The 18,088-nt window shown below is 64.8% G+C and carries 17 protein-coding genes and 1 tRNA gene; 3 read left to right on the top strand and 15 right to left on the bottom strand.

Translation table 11 applies throughout. The features are described 5' to 3' along the window. Window positions 1–286: 286 nt before the first annotated feature. The 9 genes from FJ527_RS10680 to FJ527_RS10640 form a co-directional block, all read right to left on the bottom strand. Window positions 287–371: transfer RNA gene (locus tag FJ527_RS10680), tRNA-Leu, on the bottom strand. 73 nt (window positions 372–444) lie between these two features. Beyond that, window positions 445–1,065 carry a 2,3-bisphosphoglycerate-dependent phosphoglycerate mutase gene (locus tag FJ527_RS10675; protein WP_015314707.1) on the bottom strand — a complete coding sequence of 207 codons (621 nt, stop codon included), beginning with the start codon at window positions 1,063–1,065 and terminating at the stop codon, window positions 445–447. Between the two features lie 87 nt (window positions 1,066–1,152). After that, the gene (dapB, locus tag FJ527_RS10670) at window positions 1,153–1,992 is read right to left on the bottom strand and encodes a 4-hydroxy-tetrahydrodipicolinate reductase (RefSeq protein ID WP_140823058.1); all 840 of its coding nucleotides are present in this window, start codon (window positions 1,990–1,992) and stop codon (window positions 1,153–1,155) included. After that, window positions 1,989–3,848: an ABC transporter ATP-binding protein gene (locus FJ527_RS10665; RefSeq protein WP_140711993.1), complete on the bottom strand. Its 1,860-nt coding sequence runs from the start codon at window positions 3,846–3,848 to the stop codon at window positions 1,989–1,991. Before FJ527_RS10665 ends, dapB begins: the two co-directional genes overlap by 4 nt. A 77-nt stretch (window positions 3,849–3,925) precedes the next feature. Further along, window positions 3,926–4,972 (bottom strand): glucokinase, encoded by a 1,047-nt coding sequence (locus FJ527_RS10660; RefSeq protein ID WP_140823056.1) that lies wholly within the window; start codon window positions 4,970–4,972, stop codon window positions 3,926–3,928. Window positions 4,973–5,155: 183 nt separating this feature from the next. Then, a complete protein-coding gene (mepA, locus tag FJ527_RS10655) occupies window positions 5,156–6,241 on the bottom strand; it encodes a penicillin-insensitive murein endopeptidase (protein ID WP_140823054.1) in 1,086 nt (361 codons plus the stop codon). 64 nt (window positions 6,242–6,305) lie between these two features. Beyond that, window positions 6,306–7,214, bottom strand: coding sequence for an SDR family oxidoreductase (locus tag FJ527_RS10650; RefSeq protein WP_140823052.1), 909 nt, complete (start codon window positions 7,212–7,214; stop codon window positions 6,306–6,308). Further along, window positions 7,211–8,365 carry a tRNA epoxyqueuosine(34) reductase QueG gene (gene queG / locus FJ527_RS10645; RefSeq protein WP_140823050.1) on the bottom strand — a complete coding sequence of 385 codons (1,155 nt, stop codon included), beginning with the start codon at window positions 8,363–8,365 and terminating at the stop codon, window positions 7,211–7,213. Before queG ends, FJ527_RS10650 begins: the two co-directional genes overlap by 4 nt. Beyond that, complete coding sequence (locus tag FJ527_RS10640; RefSeq protein WP_015314714.1) at window positions 8,346–9,038, bottom strand: glutathione S-transferase family protein; 693 nt, start codon at window positions 9,036–9,038, stop codon at window positions 8,346–8,348. Before FJ527_RS10640 ends, queG begins: the two co-directional genes overlap by 20 nt. A gap of 232 nt (window positions 9,039–9,270) precedes the next feature. On the opposite strand from FJ527_RS10640, the gene FJ527_RS10635 reads away from it, so the two are divergent. After that, on the top strand, window positions 9,271–10,077 hold the full coding sequence (locus tag FJ527_RS10635) for an undecaprenyl-diphosphate phosphatase (RefSeq protein WP_015314715.1): 807 nt from the start codon (window positions 9,271–9,273) through the stop codon (window positions 10,075–10,077). A 117-nt stretch (window positions 10,078–10,194) separates the two neighbouring features. Here the strand turns inward: FJ527_RS10635 and FJ527_RS10630 are convergent, their stop codons facing one another. Then, window positions 10,195–10,572, bottom strand: coding sequence for a YraN family protein (locus FJ527_RS10630; RefSeq protein ID WP_140823048.1), 378 nt, complete (start codon window positions 10,570–10,572; stop codon window positions 10,195–10,197). A gap of 81 nt (window positions 10,573–10,653) precedes the next feature. Then, entirely contained in the window at window positions 10,654–11,550 is an 897-nt protein-coding gene (rsmI, locus tag FJ527_RS10625) for a 16S rRNA (cytidine(1402)-2'-O)-methyltransferase (RefSeq protein WP_140823046.1), read from the bottom strand. A 165-nt stretch (window positions 11,551–11,715) separates the two neighbouring features. Between rsmI and FJ527_RS10620 the strand changes: the two genes are divergently transcribed. Together FJ527_RS10620 and FJ527_RS10615 are read left to right on the top strand one after the other, a co-directional pair. Continuing rightward, the gene (locus FJ527_RS10620) at window positions 11,716–11,901 is read left to right on the top strand and encodes a hypothetical protein (RefSeq protein ID WP_015314718.1); all 186 of its coding nucleotides are present in this window, start codon (window positions 11,716–11,718) and stop codon (window positions 11,899–11,901) included. Between the two features lie 7 nt (window positions 11,902–11,908). Then, window positions 11,909–12,097 (top strand): hypothetical protein, encoded by a 189-nt coding sequence (locus FJ527_RS10615; RefSeq protein ID WP_140823044.1) that lies wholly within the window; start codon window positions 11,909–11,911, stop codon window positions 12,095–12,097. 104 nt (window positions 12,098–12,201) lie between these two features. Here the strand turns inward: FJ527_RS10615 and FJ527_RS10610 are convergent, their stop codons facing one another. From FJ527_RS10610 to FJ527_RS10595, 4 genes are all read right to left on the bottom strand, one after another. Continuing rightward, window positions 12,202–13,371, bottom strand: coding sequence for a PLP-dependent aspartate aminotransferase family protein (locus FJ527_RS10610; protein WP_140788843.1), 1,170 nt, complete (start codon window positions 13,369–13,371; stop codon window positions 12,202–12,204). Then, entirely contained in the window at window positions 13,368–14,807 is a 1,440-nt protein-coding gene (locus tag FJ527_RS10605; protein ID WP_140619846.1) for a pyridoxal-phosphate dependent enzyme, read from the bottom strand. The genes FJ527_RS10610 and FJ527_RS10605 overlap by 4 nt, the downstream gene beginning before the upstream one ends. Window positions 14,808–15,643: 836 nt before the next feature. Then, entirely contained in the window at window positions 15,644–16,987 is a 1,344-nt protein-coding gene (locus tag FJ527_RS10600) for an FAD/NAD(P)-binding protein (protein ID WP_140823042.1), read from the bottom strand. A 31-nt stretch (window positions 16,988–17,018) separates the two neighbouring features. Then, on the bottom strand, window positions 17,019–17,507 hold the full coding sequence (locus tag FJ527_RS10595; protein ID WP_015314723.1) for an Rrf2 family transcriptional regulator: 489 nt from the start codon (window positions 17,505–17,507) through the stop codon (window positions 17,019–17,021). Window positions 17,508–18,088: the final 581 nt, after the last annotated feature.

The following is an 18,088-nucleotide window of genomic DNA, read 5'->3' as shown; positions in this document are numbered from 1 at the left end:
ATCCAGCCAGCATCTTGAATCACAAATCCAACCGAGCGGGAATCCCTTCCGATTCTATCAAGCGATGAACCGCTCTAGGACGGGAAAAGCCTGGTCGCGGCGGGCGCCGAAGATCGCGGTGCTGGATTGAGACATGATTGCGAGCGTAGCGAAGGGGACGCGCGGTTTGAAGCGGTTTGTTCGGGGACTGGCCAGGAGGGCAGGTCATCGGGCAAGAAAAAAGCCCGGACGAACCGGGCTTTTTCTCAGGGTTTCTGAACCGATCGAATGGTTCGAAACGGGAATTTGGTGCCCAGAAGAGGACTCGAACCTCCACTCCTTGCGGAACACGGACCTGAACCGTGCGCGTCTACCAATTCCGCCATCTGGGCTGGTGCGGGCTCAATAAGCGGGCAAGCGATTGCTGTCAACGCGCTTTTTTAAACCCGCTGCTCGCTTGCCGGCTTAGCCTTCCAGCACTTCCTTCGAAGCCACGGTCGAATCGGCGTTGAGCTGGTAGATCACCGGCACGCCGGTGCCGAGTTCCAGCTTGACGATCTCCTCGCCTGACTTGCCGTCCAGCGCCATGATCAGCGCGCGCAGCGAATTGCCATGGGCGGCGACCAGCACCGTGCCGCCGCGCAGCACATGCGGCTGCAGATCGTGCAGGTAATAGGGCCAGACGCGGGCGCCAGTGTCCTTCAGGCTTTCGCCGGCGGGCGGCGGCACATCATAGGAGCGGCGCCAGACATGCACCTGCTCCTCGCCCCATTTCTGGCGCGCGTCGTCCTTGTTGAGGCCGGAGAGGTCGCCATAGTCGCGCTCGTTCAGCGCCTGGTCGCGAACGGTCTGCAAGTCGCTCTGGCCGACCGCGTCGAGAATGTGCTGGCAGGTTTTTTGCGCCCGGGTCAGCGCCGAGGTGAAGGCGATATCGAACTTCAGGCCGCGCGCCTTGAGTTTTTGGCCGGCGGCCTTGGCCTCGGCATGGCCCTGCTCCGTCAGGTCGACGTCGCGCCAGCCGGTGAACAGGTTCTTCAGGTTCCATTCGCTCTGGCCGTGGCGCACGAGCACGAGGGTTCTCGACATTTTTGCTCCTCTGGGGTCCGGGCATTCCAGGAAAAGTGTGTAGTGGTTTTCCGTCCCGCGTAAGAACGAAGATGGTTGAGGCTCGTTTCAGGCAAGCCCAAGCACGTCCCGCATCGAATACAGTCCCGGCTTCTGGCCATGCGCCCAAAGTGCGGCCTTGACGGCACCGCGGGCGAAGATGGCGCGGTCCTCGGCATGGTGCGACAGCGTGATGCGCTCGCCGGTGCCGGCCAGGATCACGCTGTGGTCGCCAACCACCGAGCCACCGCGCAGCGTGGCAAAACCGATCGAGCCGGTTTGTCGCACACCCGTATGGCCGTCGCGCGAACGCACATCATTGCCGGCCAGCGCGATGCCGCGCCCGGCGGCGGCCGCTTCGCCGAGCAGAAGCGCCGTGCCCGAAGGCGCGTCGACCTTGTGCCTGTGGTGCATTTCGAGGATCTCGATGTCGAAATCGTCGGCGTCGAGCGCGCGTGCCGCCTGTTCGACCAGCACCGCCAGCAGATTGACGCCGAGGCTCATATTGCCCGACTTGACGATGGTCGCGTGGCGGGCGGCGGCAGCGATTTTCGCGTTGTCGTCGACCGAACAGCCTGTCGTGCCGATGACATGGACGATGCGCGCCTGCGCCGCGTAACCGGCGAACTCGACCGTCGAGGCCGGGGTGGTGAAATCGAGCACGCCGTCGGCCCTGGCGAAGACCGGCAACGGATCGCTGCCGATCGCCACGTCGATGCGGCCGACGCCGGCGAGTTCCCCCGCATCCTTGCCCAGGTGAGGCGAATCCGGGCGCTCGACCGCGCCGATGACGCGGGCGCCCGGAATGGCGTGGATGGCGCGGATCAGCGTCTGGCCCATGCGGCCGGCCGCGCCGACCACCACAAGGCCCATATCGCCGGCCGGCTCGCCTGATGTGGTCTCGCTCATGGCGTGCTCCCGGCGATGTCCTGGGTCTCTAGTTCCTGAACCGAAGTTTCGGCCGGGGCGCTGTCGTCGACAAGCCCCAGGCCCTTGACGCCCTGTATCCGGTGGAAACGGGCATAGACGCTGTGCGGGTCGGCCATCAGCGAGGCATGCGTGCCCTCTTCGACCAGATGGCCCTGTTCCAGCACGATGATGTGGTCGGCATTGACCACGGTGGACAGGCGGTGCGCGATGACGATGGTGGTGCGCCCTTCCATGACCTTGGTGAGCGCCTGCTGGACGCGCGCTTCCGCCTCGTTGTCGAGCGCCGATGTCGCCTCGTCGAGCAGCAGGATCGGCGCCTGGCGCACAATGGCGCGGGCAATCGACACGCGCTGGCGCTGGCCGCCGGAGAGCGTGGCGCCATTCTCGCCGACCGGCGTGTCATACCCTTGCGGCTGCTGGCGGATGAACTCGTCGGCCGCGGCCAGTCGCGCGGCCTGTTCGATCTCGGCATCGGTGGCCGAGGGGCGGCCATAGCGGATGTTGTCGCGGATGGTGCCCTCGAACAGATAGGGCGCCTGCGAGACATAGGCTATCGAGCCGCGCAGCGACTGTTTGGTGACCTTGGAAATGTCCTGGCCATCGATCTCGATCGTACCGCTCTCGACGTCGTAGAAGCGCTGCAGCAGCGCCACCAGTGTGGTCTTTCCGGCACCGGAGGCGCCGATGACGGCGGTCATCTTGCCGGCGGCGGCGACAAAGCTGAGGTCCTGAAGGACAGGCGTCTCCTCGACATAGCGGAAGGACACGTTGTTGAAGCGCACTTCGCCCGTGGTGAAGTTTGCCTTGGTGGCGCCAGGCGCGTCGCCCTGCTTCGGCTCGAGGTCGAGCAGCTCGTAGATCATGCGTGCATTGACCAGAGCCCGTTCCATGCCGACCTGCATGCGTGCCAGGCGGCGCGCCGGATCATAGGCCAGGATCAGCGCCGTGATGAAGGAGAAGACCGCGCCCGGCGGCTGCCCGAGAACCAGAGCCCGGTAACCGGAATAGGCGATGACGGAGGTGACGGCGAAGCCGGCCAGCATGTCGGAAATCGGCGACAGCCGTTCGGAGACGCGGGCAATCTTGTTCGAGCGCTGTTCGGCGTCGCTGGCGAGCTTGCCGATGCGGCTGGACAGTTCGTCCTCCATGGTGAAGGCCTTGACGATGGCGATGCCTTGCGTGGCTTCCTGCACGGCGCCGATCAGGCGCGAATTGATCAGCACGGATTCGCGGGTAATGCGCCGCACGCGACGGGTGAGGTAGACGACGGCCCAGATCAGCGGCGGTCCGATCAGCAGCGAACTGAGCGACAGGACCGGATCCTGGTAGACCATGACGCCGAGCAGGCCGATCAGCGTCACCGCGTCGCGGGTGATCGAGGTCAGCGTCAACGACAGGAGGTCGCGGATGCCGCCGACGTTTTCGTTGACCTGCGCCGCCAGCCGGCCGGAGCGTGTATCATTGAAGAAGCCGACGCCGAGCTTCATCAGGTGATCGAAAATGCGCTTCTGGTAGCGCGCCACCAGATTGTTGCCGATCTTGGCCAGCGCCACCGCCTGGCCATAGCCGGCAAAGCCGCGCAGCAGGAAGGCCGCCATGAAGCCTGCGCAGATCCACACGATCGCGTCGCCACGCCGTTCGTAGAAGATCTGGTTGACCATCGGGGCCATGATCCAGGCCGTGAAGGCGGTCGTGCCCGAAACGATCAGCGAGCAGGTGATGACCATCACATAAGTCCAGCGATAGTCGTGGCTGTTCTCAGCGAGAATGCGGCGCAGCACCGCTGTGACCTCGCCGGGCCGGGCTTTCAGCTTGTTTGGAGTTTGAAGTGTCAAATCAGAGGGCTTTGTCGGTTTCGCTTCCCGTGGCCGGGCAATTCGGCACCCCTATTACCGCCAAGCAGCCGGCTTGCCTATGCCTTGGGGTGACTAACTTCGTCGCGCCAGCGCCGGCCCGATGTTTGGACGCCGAACAGCGTGGGGTTCCTGGCATAGGCGGCAAGGCCGAGAAGGGCAGCCAGCGGATGGGTGATGACATAGACCGGCATGGTGCGCATCAGCGCGCTGTGCGGCGCCTTGTCCTCGAAGGCGGCGCGGAAATTGCCTTGCTTCAGCGCCGGCACGATCTTTTGCGCGATGCCGCCGGTTAGGAACACGCCGCCCCTGCTCATGAACACCAGCGCCAGGTCGCCGGCGGTGCGGCCGAGGCAGGTGACGAAGGTCTCGAGGGCTTCCTGCGCCACCGGATCGGTCTTGGCCAACGCCGCACCGGTGACTTCGGCCGGCGTGGTGAAGGGCGACGGCTTTCCATCCGCCTTGGCCACCGCCCGGTAGACGTTGACGAGACCGCGTCCGCACAGGATCTGTTCGCCCGAAATGCGGCCCTCGAGCTTCTCGATATGCGGGAAAACCTCGAAATCGCGCGGTGTGCGCGGCCCGATGTCCATATGACCGCCTTCGCCGGGCACCGGGATCCAGTGATGCAGCGCGTGGACCAGCCCGGCGACGCCGAGCCCGGTCCCGGGGCCAAGGACGACGCGGCCGGCATTGGGCTCCGGCGCGCCGCCGCCGATCTTTTCCATGTGCTCTTCGCCAAGCGCCACGACGGCCAGCGCCTGCGCCTCGAAATCGTTGAGCACGACAATGTCGCTCAGCCCAAGATTGGCGAACATCTGCCTCGGCTTGACGACCCAGGGACAGTTGGTGAGCTCGATCTCGTCGCCGTCGACCGGGCCGGCCACGGCCAGCACCGCCGAATTGGGGCGAACCGAGGACCGATCGAGCACCGCCGCCTGGATCGCCTCGTCGATGGTGTTGTAATTGGCGGTCTGGACGATGATCGGCTCGCCGGCCCCGGAATTGGCGTCGAGCACGATCGAAAACCGCGCATTGGTGCCGCCGATATCGCCGATCAGGATCGGAAACCGCAGCAAAGTCTCGTCATCGCCCGTGCTTGGCATGCTCTCGTCCGTCCCCGGCGCCCGCGACGGCGTTTCGCCGTTCCTGCGTTGACTAGCGCATGAGTTTGAAAAGGGAAACGGTTTTCGGGCCTGGTGGCGCGCAGGGAGAGGTTCTGCGGCCAAACGGCCACTGTTCCATGAAAACGGGGGCTAAACCGATTGAGCCTGCGGGTGGCGCGCCAATCACTTCGCTGGCGGCCGTGGCCGCGGCACCGGTACGCCGACCTCGGGCGTCGCGGTGAAGGCGTTCACCGCGCTTGGCAGGCCGGCGGTGCCGCTTGCCGTGACGGCGGGCAGCGACGGCGCTTCCGGCTCAGGCACCGCCACCGCGACCGGCACGGCGTCGCCGTGATAGGTCGCGGCCTCGGCCGAGGCAGGCCCCGGCGCGTCGAGCACCGCGCGGCATTCCTTGGGCAGGTTGGCCATCGTCATCAGGTCACGTGCCTTGGGCGCATCCGGGTTCTTGTTCGGCCGCCACGGCTCCTGCGTGAACCACCAGGCCAGCGGCTTGCCGCAGCCATCATCCTCCGGCGTTGCTTCCTGCGCCTTGCAATTGGGCGAGCCCGGCTGGCAGCCGATGCGCATGTGGAAATGGTAGTCGTGGCCCCAGAACGGCCTGATCTTGCGTAGCCACGAGCGGTCACCCTTGACCGTGTCGCAGAGCTTTTTCTTGATGCCGGGATTGACCAGGATGCGCTCGACCTCCGGATAGCTCGCCGCGCGCTTCAAAAGCCGCGTGTGCGCCGGCGTCCACAGCGCGTCCTTCACAAGATGCGTCTTGTCGTCGACCATCAAGGTGGCGCTCATGGTCTCGCGCTGCGCCCTGGTCATGGTGCGGTCGGGCATCGGCGTCAGCCAGATGTCGGCGTCGAGCCCGATCTGGTGCGAGGCATGACCTGATAGCATCGGGCCGCCGCGTGGCTGCGCGATGTCGCCGATCAACAGGCCCGGCCAACCGTCGGCGACGGCGTCGCGCGACAATCTCTCGATCAGCGCGATCATCGCCGGATGGCCCCAGCGGCGGTTGCGCGAAGGCCGCATCACCTGCCAGGTCGGACCATCCATGGGAATGGCGACGCCGCCGGCAAAACAGCCCTTGGAATAGAAGCCAAAGGATTGCGGGGCGGTGGCCGTCGGCAGCTTCTCGGCGCCGAACAGGTCTTTCGCCCGCTCCTCGGCCGCTGCCGGCTGCGCGGCCAGGCCTGCCAGAGCCAGTGCTGCAGCCAATACCGCATTTCTGGGGCAAAGCGACCGCATCGATGATTTCATGAACCGCACCCCCGTGCCTGCAATCGCCGAATCATACCACGCCAAGCGCCACGCTTCGATCATCCTATCCCTTCACGCCCCTCATCGGGCTGCGCGGCGCACCGTCACGCCAGTCGCCGCTTGCCCACATATGGTCGAAAGCGGCGCGATAGTCGGGAAAGCGAAACCGATAGCCCGCCGCCTTGATCGCCGCATTGGCGACCCGCTTGTTCTCGCCATAGAAGGATCGCGCCATGGGCGAAAGTTGGGCGCTGTCGAAGGGAATTTCGGGCGGCGGCTCAACGCTCATCAGATGTGCGGCGTAGGCGACGACATCCTGCGGCGGCGCCGGCTCATCGTCGGTGACGTTGAAGATGCCGCCTCTATTGCCGCTGATCAGATGCCACAGCGCGCCTGATATGTCGTCGCAATGGATGCGGTTGAACACCTGGTCCGGCTTGACCAGCCGCCTGGCAGTGCCGTTCTCCAGATTGACCAGCGCGTTGCGGCCGGGGCCGTAGATGCCGGACAGCCGCAGGATCGCCACTGGGCGCCCGATGTCCTCGCCAAGCCTCAACCACGCCCGCTCGGCCTCGACCCGCATCACCGAACGCTTCGACACCGGCCGGCAGGCGGCCGTCTCGTCGACCCAGGCGCCGCCATGATCCCCATACACGCCAACGGTCGAGAGATAGCCTATCCATTCCAGCGCCGGCATCCCTGCGATTGCCTGGCGAGCGGCATTCAACACCGGATCGCCGGCTTCTTCAGGGCCGACCGAAACCACCAGATGCGTGGTTTTCTCCAGCGCAGCGCCGATTTCGTTCGTCAACTTGCCGTCGAACAGCAGTGGGACGATGCCGGCCTGGCGCAGCGCTTCGAATTTTTCCTCGGAGCGTGTCGTGCCGAAGATGCTGGCGGTTCCCCTATTGGCGCGGGCAAAGGCCTTTCCGGAATAACCGGCACCGAAGATGAAGACCTGTTTTCCGCTCATGCACGCGCCCTGCTTGGCCGCGCCAGGCGCCATTCCTCGCGCACCGCCGCGTCGTCCTCACTGTTCAAGCCGTTCGCGGCCCGTTCGGCATATTCGGTTTCCGGCACCAGCCGCGCCAGCGCCCATATTGCCGCGCCCCGCACCAGCGGCGAGGCATCGCCGAGCAGGTCCCGGACGACGCCGACGAGCGCGCCGTCGCAGGAATTGCCGGCGGCGATCAGCACGTTGCGGACGAAACGGTCGCGGCCGATGCGTTTGATCGGCGAACCGGAGAAGAAGGCGCGGAAGCCAGCATCATCGAGGGCCAAGAGATCGGCGAGCGGCGGCTCGCGCAGATCGTCGCGCGCGGCGAGCTTGGCCTCGGACGCGGCGCGGGCGAATTTGTTCCAAGGACAGGCGGCGAGGCAGTCGTCGCAGCCATAGATGCGGTTGCCGATCTTTTCCCGAAATTCATGCGGGATCGGCCCCTTGTTCTCGATGGTGAGATAGGAGATGCAGCGCCGCGCATCGAGCCTGTAGGGCGCGGGGAACGCGTCGGTCGGGCAGGCGTCGAGGCAGGCGCGGCAGGAGCCGCAATGGTCGATCTCGGGCTTGTCCGGTTCCAGTTCGGCCGTGGTGAAGATGGTGCCAAGGAACAGCCAGGAGCCGTGCTCGCGGCTGACTAGGTTGGTGTGCTTGCCTTGCCAACCCAGCCCCGCTGCTTCCGCCAACGGCTTTTCCATCACGGGCGCCGTGTCGACGAAGACCTTCACGTCGCCGCCGGCGCGCGCGACGATCTTGCCGGCGATCTCCTTCAGCCGGCCCTTCATGACCTCGTGATAATCGCGGTTTTTCGCGTAGACCGAGATCGCGCCGCGATCGCGCCTGGCCAGCACGTCGCGCGGATCATGATCCGGTCCGTAATTCATCGCCAGCACGATGATCGAGCGCACGTCGGGCCACAGCGTGGATGGCTCGCCGCGGCGCGCAATCGTCTCGGCGATCCAGTCCATCGAGCCGTGGAAGCCGTCGGCGACGAATTCGGCCAGGCGCGCCGGCGCCAGCGGGATGGCATCCGGGGTGGTGACGGCGACCGCGTCGAAGCCGGCGCGCCGCGCCTCCGCGTCGATCAGCGCGCGCAGTTTCGACGCATCAGAAGTCGAGATCCGCATAGTGCGATACCGGTGACAGGCCGCGCACGCGGTCGGTCAGGAGCGGCCGGAAGGAGGGCCGTGACTTCACCCGCGTGTACCATTCGCGCGCGGCGGGGTGTTCGCGCCAGTCGATCTCGCCGAGATAGTCGAGCACCGACAGCGTCGCGGCGGCCGCCAGATCGGCATAGGTGACCCTGCCGCCGGCCAGCCAATGACGGGTGCCCGCCAGCCAGTTGGTGTATTTCATGTGCTGGCGGATGTTGGCGCGCGCGGCGCGGATGGCGCCTGAATCGGGCGAGCCGCCGCCCGCCGTTTCCGGCATCACCGGCTTCAGCACGCGTTCGCGCACCAGATGGCGCGTCACTTCGCTTTCGGCCTTGTTGAGATACCAGTCGATCAGCCGGCGGATTTCGGCGCGCTGCATCGGGTCCTCGGCGAACAGCCGCTTGTCGCGCTTGAGCACGCCGCGCGTCTCGTCGAGATATTCGGAAATCACCGTCGCGCCGATGATCGGCACGTCACCTTCGGCCAGCAGGATCGGCAGTGTGCCGGCCGGGTTCAGCGCCAAGAACTCCTTGCGCCGCGTCCACGGCTTTTCCTCGATCAGCGCCAGCTCCTCGCCATACTCGCCAAAGGCGAGGCGGACGAAGCGGCAGGTAGCGAACATGGGATGGTGGAAAAGCGTCAGCATGGTTCCGCGATGATAAAGCGCACTGGTGTCGTTCAGAATCCGGAATTCGCGCATCGCGCTCGTTCCAGGTATGGCGAATTCCGGATTGCCACACTGGCGAATCGCAGGGCGCACCGGTAAGTCTTGGCCGCCCGGCTAGCGGGCCGTCAGGGGTGTTGCGACCTATAGGGGGACTTCGGCGCCATGACAAGCAAGCCATTCTGTTAGCCGTCACGCCAATGCCGAGGTAGAAATGGAAAGCCAGACCATCGTCGAAGCCCTGCTGCTTGGCCTGCTGGAGGGGTTGACCGAATTCATCCCGGTGTCCTCGACCGGCCACATCCTGCTCGCCGGCCATTTCCTCGGGTTCCAGTCGACCGGCAAGGCCTTCGAGATCCTGATCCAGCTCGGCGCCATCCTGGCGATCCTCAGCGTCTATTTCCGGCGCCTGTGGCAGATGCTGCTCGACCTGCCGCATGACCGGCTGACGCGGCATTTCGTCATCGGCATCCTCATCGCCTTCCTGCCGGCGGCGATCATCGGCGCGCTGGCGCATGATTTCATCAAGACTGTGCTGTTCGAATCACCCCGGTTGATCTGCATCATGCTGATCATCGGCGGCGTCGTGCTGCTGGTCGTCGACCGCATGAACCTCAAGCCGGTCTATCGCGACGTCGAGCGGTTCCCGACCAGACTCTACCTGCAGATCGGCCTGTTCCAGTGCCTGTCGCTGATCCCCGGCACGTCGCGTTCGGGTTCGACCATCGTAGGCGCGCTGCTTCTGGGTGTAGACAAGCGGGCGGCGGCGGAATTTTCCTTCTTCCTCGCCATCCCGACCATGGTCGGCGCCTTCGCCTTCGACCTGTTCAAGAACCGCAACGTGCTGACCTCGGCCGACCTGCCGATCATCGCCATCGGCTTCGTTGCCGCCTTCGTCACGGCCTTGGTTGTGGTGCGCTACCTGCTCGACTACGTCTCGCGCAACGGGTACTCGCTGTTCGGCTGGTGGCGCCTGGTGGTGGGGATCGTCGGGCTGGTGGCTCTGATGATCTGGGGGTGAACGTGCGTTGTTGCAGGCCCCTCACCGGGATTGCCAACCGAATTGAGAGGGGCAACTCGGGGCAACCCGACCTCTCCCCTAGCGGCCGGATGAGGGGCTGCCTCGCACGGATTTCTGTCAACTCCTTCCGTAAAACGCATTCGGGACATGCACCGGCCACCGCCAGGGCAGCACGGCGACCATATCGAAGCGCATAGACAGCCTGCCATAGTCGGGCTGGCGGGACAGCCAGATATCGGCAGCACCCTCGATGCGGCGCTCCGATTCGTGACCGATCGCCTCCATGGCCTCGATCAGCGTGCGCCGCGCCTTGACCTCGACGAACAGGACGAGGTCGCCGCGCCGCGCAATCAGGTCGATCTCGCCGAAGCGGGTGCGGTGGCGGCGCGCGAGAATCCGGTAGCCCTTCAACATCAGCGCGGTCGCCGCCAGCCATTCGCCGCGATGGCCGCGCCGGTAGGCCTTTTGGCGGCTGGCGCTCGGGCGCTCAGCCACCGCTGGTTTCTCGTTGCTCGGCCATGACTTTTGGACAAACGGAACCGTTTGTCCGAGAAAACCGGTTTCCGCATTTCGGGATCATGGTCTGTCCTTGAGCTCGAGCAGCCGCCGATACAGCGCCTGCTTCTGGCCGCCGGTCATTTTCGCCGCTTCCGCCGCCGCCTTGGAGGCGGGCATTTCAGCGGCGAGCGACAAAAGCAGGCGATCGATGTCTTCAGGTTCGTCGACCTTGGCCTCGGCGGCGCCGACGCAGACGACGATCTCGCCCTTGGGCGTATCGGCCGCCGCATAATGCTCGGCAAGCGTCCGCAGCGTGCCGGTGCGCATCTCCTCGAACGTCTTGGTCAATTCGCGGCCGATGGCGGCCTTGCGCTCGCCGCCGAGCGCCTCGACCATGGCGCCGAGCGACTCGGCCAGCCGGCGCGGCGATTCGAAGAAGATCAGCGTCGCCGGCACGGCTCTCAGGGCCTCCAGCCGGGCCAGGCGTTGTCCCGATTTAACCGGCAGGAAGCCGGCGAACAGGAAAGCGTCCGACGGCAGGCCCGACGCCGTCAGCGCGGCAAGCGGTGCCGAGGGGCCGGGGATCGGCACGACGCGGATGCCGTGGTCGAGCGCCTCGCCGACCAGCCGGTAGCCGGGATCGGAGACCAGCGGCGTGCCGGCATCCGAGATCAGCGCCACGCTCTGGCCGGCTTCGAGCGCCGCGATCAGCTTCGGCCCGGCTTCGCCCGCATTGTGTTCATGATAGGCCGTGGTGCGCCGGCGGACGCCGTAGCGGTCGAGCAGCACGCGCGACACGCGCGTGTCCTCGCAGGCGACGATGTCGGCGGCGGCCAGCGTCTCCAGCGCGCGCAGCGTGATGTCGGCGAGGTTGCCGATAGGCGTCGCCACCAGATAGAGCGCCGGATCGAGCGGACGGGCCGCGATCTCGGTCTGCCCGACCACATAGCTGCGCTTGCCCGTTTCGCCAGTCACCGATGCCGTCTCCGTTCAGCCTGTTGGCTTGCCAAACCCATTTGGCATGGCTGGCGCCGGCTTGCAAAACTCACACCGATGTAAGGCAGTCGCCATTCCTTCGCCACAGTAGGGAACGAAACCGGTTTTGGCAGATTTAGCCCCTGATTCCCAAGGGAGGACAGGATGGACAGCCTGACGATACAGGACGCTTTCGAGCCCTACTATGCCGGCCGCGGCCGAATTGCCGCACGCCAGGACAAGCGGCTGCCAGCCCGGGACGACACCAGCCTGACCAAGCAGGCCGCGATTGCCTTGCCGACGGATGTCAGGCTTTCCGACAACAAACCCGACAGCACGACGGAGCACTGACCGGACGATGCCCAATCGCTTCGATATTTTCATCACCCGTCTCGAAACGAAAAACGCGCGCCACGGCGTGCCGCTATCTCCGATAGGCGACCAGCACCGAGGGCGCCGCGACAAGGACAACGCCAAGCCGGTGCGCTCCGGAGAGTCCCACGCCGAGAAGGATCGCGGAAAGCATCGCCACAAACACGACGCCTGATCTGGTTCAGATCGGCGAGACGACAGTTCATCGTCGTGGGCGGAGCAAGGCGCGACGCAGCGCATGCCCGCGAGCAACACGGGCCTCGGTCAGCCGAAAGGCACTCAGCCCCCCAGCGCCCGATCCAGATCGGCGATCAGATCGTCGCCATCCTCGATCCCCGCCGACAGCCGCACCAGCGAATCCGATATGCCGATCTCCGCCCGCTTCTCGGCGGGAATGGAGCCATGCGTCATCAACGCCGGGTGCTCGATCAGGCTCTCCACCCCGCCAAGACTTTCGGCCAGCGTGAACAGCTGCGTGCGTTCGAGAAAGCGTTTGGTGCCGGCAAGATCGCGATCGAGCACAGCCGTGATCATGCCGCCGAAGGCATGCATCTGCTGGACCGCGATGGCGTGCTGGGGATGGCTGGCGAGGCCGGGATAGATGACGCGGCGCACATCTTTTCGCGCTTCCAGCCACTGCGCGATCTTCAGGCCGTTGGTGGAATGACGCTCCATCCTCAGCGCCAGGGTCTTCAAACCGCGCAACGCCAGAAAACTGTCGAACGGGCCCGATATGGCGCCGATGGCGTTCTGCAGGAATTTCAGCCGGTCGGCCAGATCCTTGTTGTCGCCGACCACGGCGACGCCGCCGACCATGTCGGAATGGCCGTTCAGATATTTCGTCGTCGAATGGACCACGATGTCGATGCCGAGCTCCAGCGGCCGCTGGATGTAGGGGCTGCAGAAGGTGTTGTCGGCGACGGACAAGATCCCCTTGCGCTTCGCCAGCGCCGCGACGCCTTCGAGATCGACGATACGCAGCAATGGATTGGTCGGCGTCTCGACCCAAAGCATTTTTGTTTCCGGCCGGATCGCGGCTTCGACCGCGGCCAGATTGGTGAAATCGACGAAGGAAATCCGCAGATTGGCCGAGCGCTTGCGCACCCGCTCCATCAGCCGGAACGAGCCGCCATAAATGTCGTCGGTGGCGACGATATGCGCGCCGGCATCGAGCAATTCGAGCACCGTGGCGATCGACGCCAGGCCGGAAGCGAATGCGAAAGCCGCCGAGCCGCTTTCGAGATCGGCCACGGCGCGCTCGAAGGCGAATCGCGTCGGGTTCTGGCTGCGGGCATATTCGAAACCCTTGTGCACGCCGGGCGACTGCTGGCCATAGGTCGAGGTGGCGTAGATCGGCACCATCACCGCACCGGTGAGCGGGTCGTGGCTCTGGCCGCCATGGATGGTGCGCGTCGAAAACGCCAGGCGGTTCTTTCCGGATGTTGTCATCGTGCGCGCCTCAGATGGTTGATCAGGTCGATGCGGGTAATCAGGCCGACGAACTCGTCGCCGTCGAAGATGATGGCAACCTCGTTGCGGTCGAACACCGGCAGCAGCGCGTCCAGCGTCTGGCTGGCCTGCAGCGTGTGCAGGTTCGAGGTCATGGCTGTGCGCACCGGGCCGTTGAAGCGCTCCCAGCGCCCGTCATAGGGGCCGTCGACATGGGCAAGGATGTCGCTCTCGTCGACGATGCCGACGAGCTTGCCGTTGTCGAGCACTGGCAGTTGCGAGACATCGGAGCGGCGCATGCGTCCATAGGCGTTGAGCAGGCTCTCGTCCGGCCCGACATAGACGGTGTCGCCAGTGCGGTGAGTGCGCATCACGAGGTCACGCAGGTCGCCATGCTGTTCGTGTTCGGCCAGTCCCTGTTCCGCCAGCCAGAAATCGTCGAACACTTTTGACAGGTACTTGTTGCCGCTGTCGCAGACGAAGGTGACGACGCGCTTGGGCACCGTCTGCTCGCGGCAATAGCGCAACGCCGCCGATAGCAGCGTCCCGGAGGAAGAACCGGCCAGGATGCCTTCCCGGGACAACAGATCCCGCACCGCCAGCATGCTCTGCTTGTCCGTGATGGAATAGGCCTTCTTGACCAAAGACAGATCGGCATTGGGCGGCACGAAATCCTCGCCGATACCTTCCACGGTCCAGCTTCCCGCCTCTTCCATCTTGCCGGTCTTGATCAGCGGCGCCAGCACCGAGCCGACCGGATCGGCCAACACCATCTCCGTCTTCGGCGACACCTCGGCGAAGTAGCGGCCAAGTCCGGTCAGCGTGCCGCCCGAGCCGACGCCGACCACCACCGCGTCGACATCCCCGTCTAGCTGCGAGAAAATCTCCGGGCCGGTGGTCGTCTGATGCGCCAGCGGGTTGGCCGGATTGGCGAACTGGTTGGCGTAGAAGGCGCCGGGCAGTTCGGCGGCGATTTTTTCCGCCATGTCCTGGTAATATTCGGCATGGCCCTTGCCGACATCGGAACGCGTCATGCGCACTTCCGCGCCGAGCGCGCGCAGATGCTGGATTTTCTCGCGCGACATCTTGTCGGGCACGACCAGGATGATGCGGTAACCCTTGGGAATGCCGACCTGGGCGAGGCCAAGGCCGGTATTGCCGGCTGTCGCCTCGACGATGGTGCCGCCGGGCTTCAGCTTGCCCTGTTTTTCGGCCGCCGCGATCATCGACAGCGCGATACGGTCCTTGATCGAGCCGCCAGGGTTCTGGCTCTCGAGCTTGATGAACAGCCGGCATTTTCCGGTGTCGAACTTGGTCAGCTCGACGATGGGCGTCTGCCCGATCAGATCGAGCAACGACGCATAGGGCGGCCGGAGGCGCGAGAGCGCCCTATCCGAGGAGCCACTGTCGGCCGTGGTTTTTCTATGCTCACTCATGTCGGAGCCTCCATGGGTCAACCCTACCGTCTTTTCCAGCCGATCGCAGTTGGAAAGAAGATAGATCGTGCCAATCCGGTGGCCAGACGGGGAATGAAATTCCATGGGGCCGTCATCCAGGCGAGGCGGTGCCGACCGAAACGCCAGCGAGACAGCGCCAAGCCGTGGGACTGGACGGCGGCATGATCCGGTCCAGCGAAGGCGTCGCAACCTGATCACCGGCCAGCAGAATTTTCCGGCGCCGAGACCGCGCGCGCCGTGTGTGAGGCATTTGGGCTGAACGCCATCCCTCCGGCTGGTAGCTGGAGGGACTTCAGTCTTAGTTGAGCAATAGCTAATATATATGTAGCTTGGTCGTGCGGGGGACGATCCCAATCGAAGCCTAACCCGCGATGGCCGGTGCGACCTGCTTCCAACCCAAGCATCCCCGCACCGGCCATTCTTTTGGTCCGAGGGCATAGGAAAGCACTGGCTCGAAACCGGGCTGGGGAGGCATTGGGTCACTCGACGGAAGGAAGATCGCGCCTTTTGGCAGGCCGATTCGCATCCCCATTACCGCGGTCCATATCAAGCCACGTATATCTCGATTGACTAAAGTAATGGAACGTCCAATGGACAAGCACGGAACGTTCGAAGACCCCTCGGACCAAGGCCTGCTAGCGCGCAAGACTTTAGTCCTGCCGTTTTATAGTTAAGAACGGAAGTTGTTCAGACCGACATAGGGCCGCTCAGGACGAATACCAGACTACGCCCAGCCGAATATGGTGCGATCACGGAAGACGCTCGCGGCTTAAGGCGGGCACCACTTGCCAAAGACAATCGCCGCCTGGGGTTGTCTATCCCAGCAACCGCTTGCTCAGCCTGGCGCACTGGACTCGGATATCGGGAATGGCGTCGATCTCGAAGAAGGTGCCGCGCGTCAGCGGGCCGACGGCGAGAATTTTTCGCGAAACGGTGCCATCGGCGGCGATGATCTCGCAATTGGCCGAGACGTCGAGGCCGATGCGCAGCGGATCCGGCCGCGCCAGGCCGCGGTCGACCAGCGAGCGCACCACGCTGTTCGACGAGGTCGAGATGTCGCGGACGATACCGGAGCAATCATAGATGCGGGCGACGCCGAATGTTTCGAGGCGCTGGGTGTGACGCGACTGGACCTCCACCGCGAAGCCGTCGCCCGGCGTGACGCCGACGACGCGCCCGGCGAGCGGCCGGATGCGGCCCGATTGCACGGCCTCCGTCACCCTGGCGTAGACCTCGGGTGCCATGCGGTGACGATGGATGTCCCACCAGGCCTTGGTGTGCTCGACGAAGCGGCGCTTGGCCGAGGCCGGCCAGTTCTGCCAGATCTTCTGGTTAAAGGGGCGCAGGCCGTCCACCACGTCGCGCCAGTCGACGCCGGCCTTCTGGTTCTGACGGATGAGGTCGCGGAACCAGCCGACGAAATAGGAGAGCTGGGTGCCAAGCGGGATATCGGCGACGTCGAGCTTGATCGGATTGCCCTTGCGGTGTGGCGAGGGCAGCAGGCCGCGCCGCGACACCGCGATGATGTCGCCGCGATGGCCGCGCTGCTCCAGGGAAAGGAATGCATCGACCATGCTCAAGCCCGTGCCCAGCACCAGGATGCGGCTGTCTGGATCGAGCGCGGTGTCGGCTTCCGAGCCCATCCGGATCGCGTGGCCCTGCGCGGGCTGTTCGTCATGGCCGGTGGCGAGCACGGCAAGATGGGCGACCACGCTGGTGCCGTTGGCGAGCGCCACCTCGACCCCGGACGCCGTCGGCGTGATCGATAGGCTCTCCTCGCGGATCAGGCGCAGCCGGCCGCTCTCGCGCTCGCGCGTTTCCAGGTCGTCGAGCAATTCCTTGAGATAACGCGCATAGAGGCTGCGCGGCGCATAGACCGGAGCCTGTTCCGGTGTCGCAAGCCCCCGCTCCAGCAGCCAGCGCCAGAAATTGCCGGGATCGTCGGCATAGGCGCTCATGCCTGCGGCGCTGACATTCAGCACATGCGCCGACAGCAGCGTCGAATAGGCAATGCCCTGGCCAAAATGCGGGCGTTTTTCGATCAATGTGACGCGCAGGTCCGGATTGGGCGATTTGAGCAGATGCGCGGCCAGCACGACGCCGCTGGCGCCGCCGCCGACGATGATGATGGAACGGGTCGGGTTCGTTCGCCCGGTCATGCGCAAGCGAGCCCCATGCGAAGTGCCGGCTTCAGGCCTGGACCTTCACCGCGACCGACAGGTCGTTCCGCGCCACCGGCAGGTCGTCCCTCGCGACCGGGAGGTCGTCGGCAATGTCGCGCATCTCGGCGAGGCTGCGCTGGTCGAGCACCTCGGCGATCGCCTGCCGGACTTCCAGCATCAGATGTCGGACTTGGCATGTCGCCTCGTTGCAGTCTTCACAGCGCTGATACTGTGTGCGGCTGGCGCAGGGGATCGGAGCCAACGGCCCGTCGAGGACGCGCACGACGTGGCCGACCTTGATCTCGTCGGCGGGCCGGGCCAGGCGATAGCCGCCCTCCTTGCCCTTCCGGCTCTGGACGAAGCCGGCATTGCGCAGCTCGCCCAGAATGGCGTCGAGGAATTTCTTCGGGATGTTGTTGCCGGTCGCGATATCGCCGACGAAGGCGAGCCGTCCGGCCGGCATGTGCGCGAGATGGACGAGCGCCTTGAGGCCGTACTTGCCTTTTTTGGTGAGCATGAACCGAACGTTTCTCTGTCGTGCGATGGCCTTAGGCCATCCGTTGCGAAACGCCTCGCGTGCCTCCCCGCCGCGCCGAAGCCTCCATGACACATAAATTCCAGTGACATGATATACAAGCCAATTGCGGTTGATCTTGCTTGATTTTCAACTCGTTGCGGCGATTTTAGGCCCGCCTTGTGATTTCGAGGACACAGACGCCAGGCTTGCTCGCATGACGGCCTGCGGCTGGGAACCGACGACGCCAGCGATCTCCACGATACGCTTGGGATGCCCTGTCATCGGCACCCCGCACCTATGTCTATAAGATTACTATACTTAGGTGCCGACACGTGGAACCTCATTCTAAATTCTGTGCCATTCGAAGCATCAGTTTGCTGGAGGTAGGGAAAACCCGGAATTCTCGTTTGACCCTGTCTGTATCTGCAACGGTCGAGGTCGAGCCCTCGGGCAAAGTTGATGGGCTCGCCGCTCTTGGACGACGGCCACCGTCACTTCCGCCGTGGCGGCCCGCCGCCAGTGGCTTTTTTCCAACAAGCTCTCCTTCCTTGGAAGGATTTAACTCTACAAGAACCATGGAA

The sequence above is a fragment of the Mesorhizobium sp. B2-4-18 genome (assembly GCF_006441385.1).
Lineage (GTDB): Bacteria > Pseudomonadota > Alphaproteobacteria > Rhizobiales > Rhizobiaceae > Mesorhizobium > Mesorhizobium australicum.
Note: the sequence above shows the minus strand (reverse complement) of the source record. Positions and strands in the feature narration are given on the sequence as shown.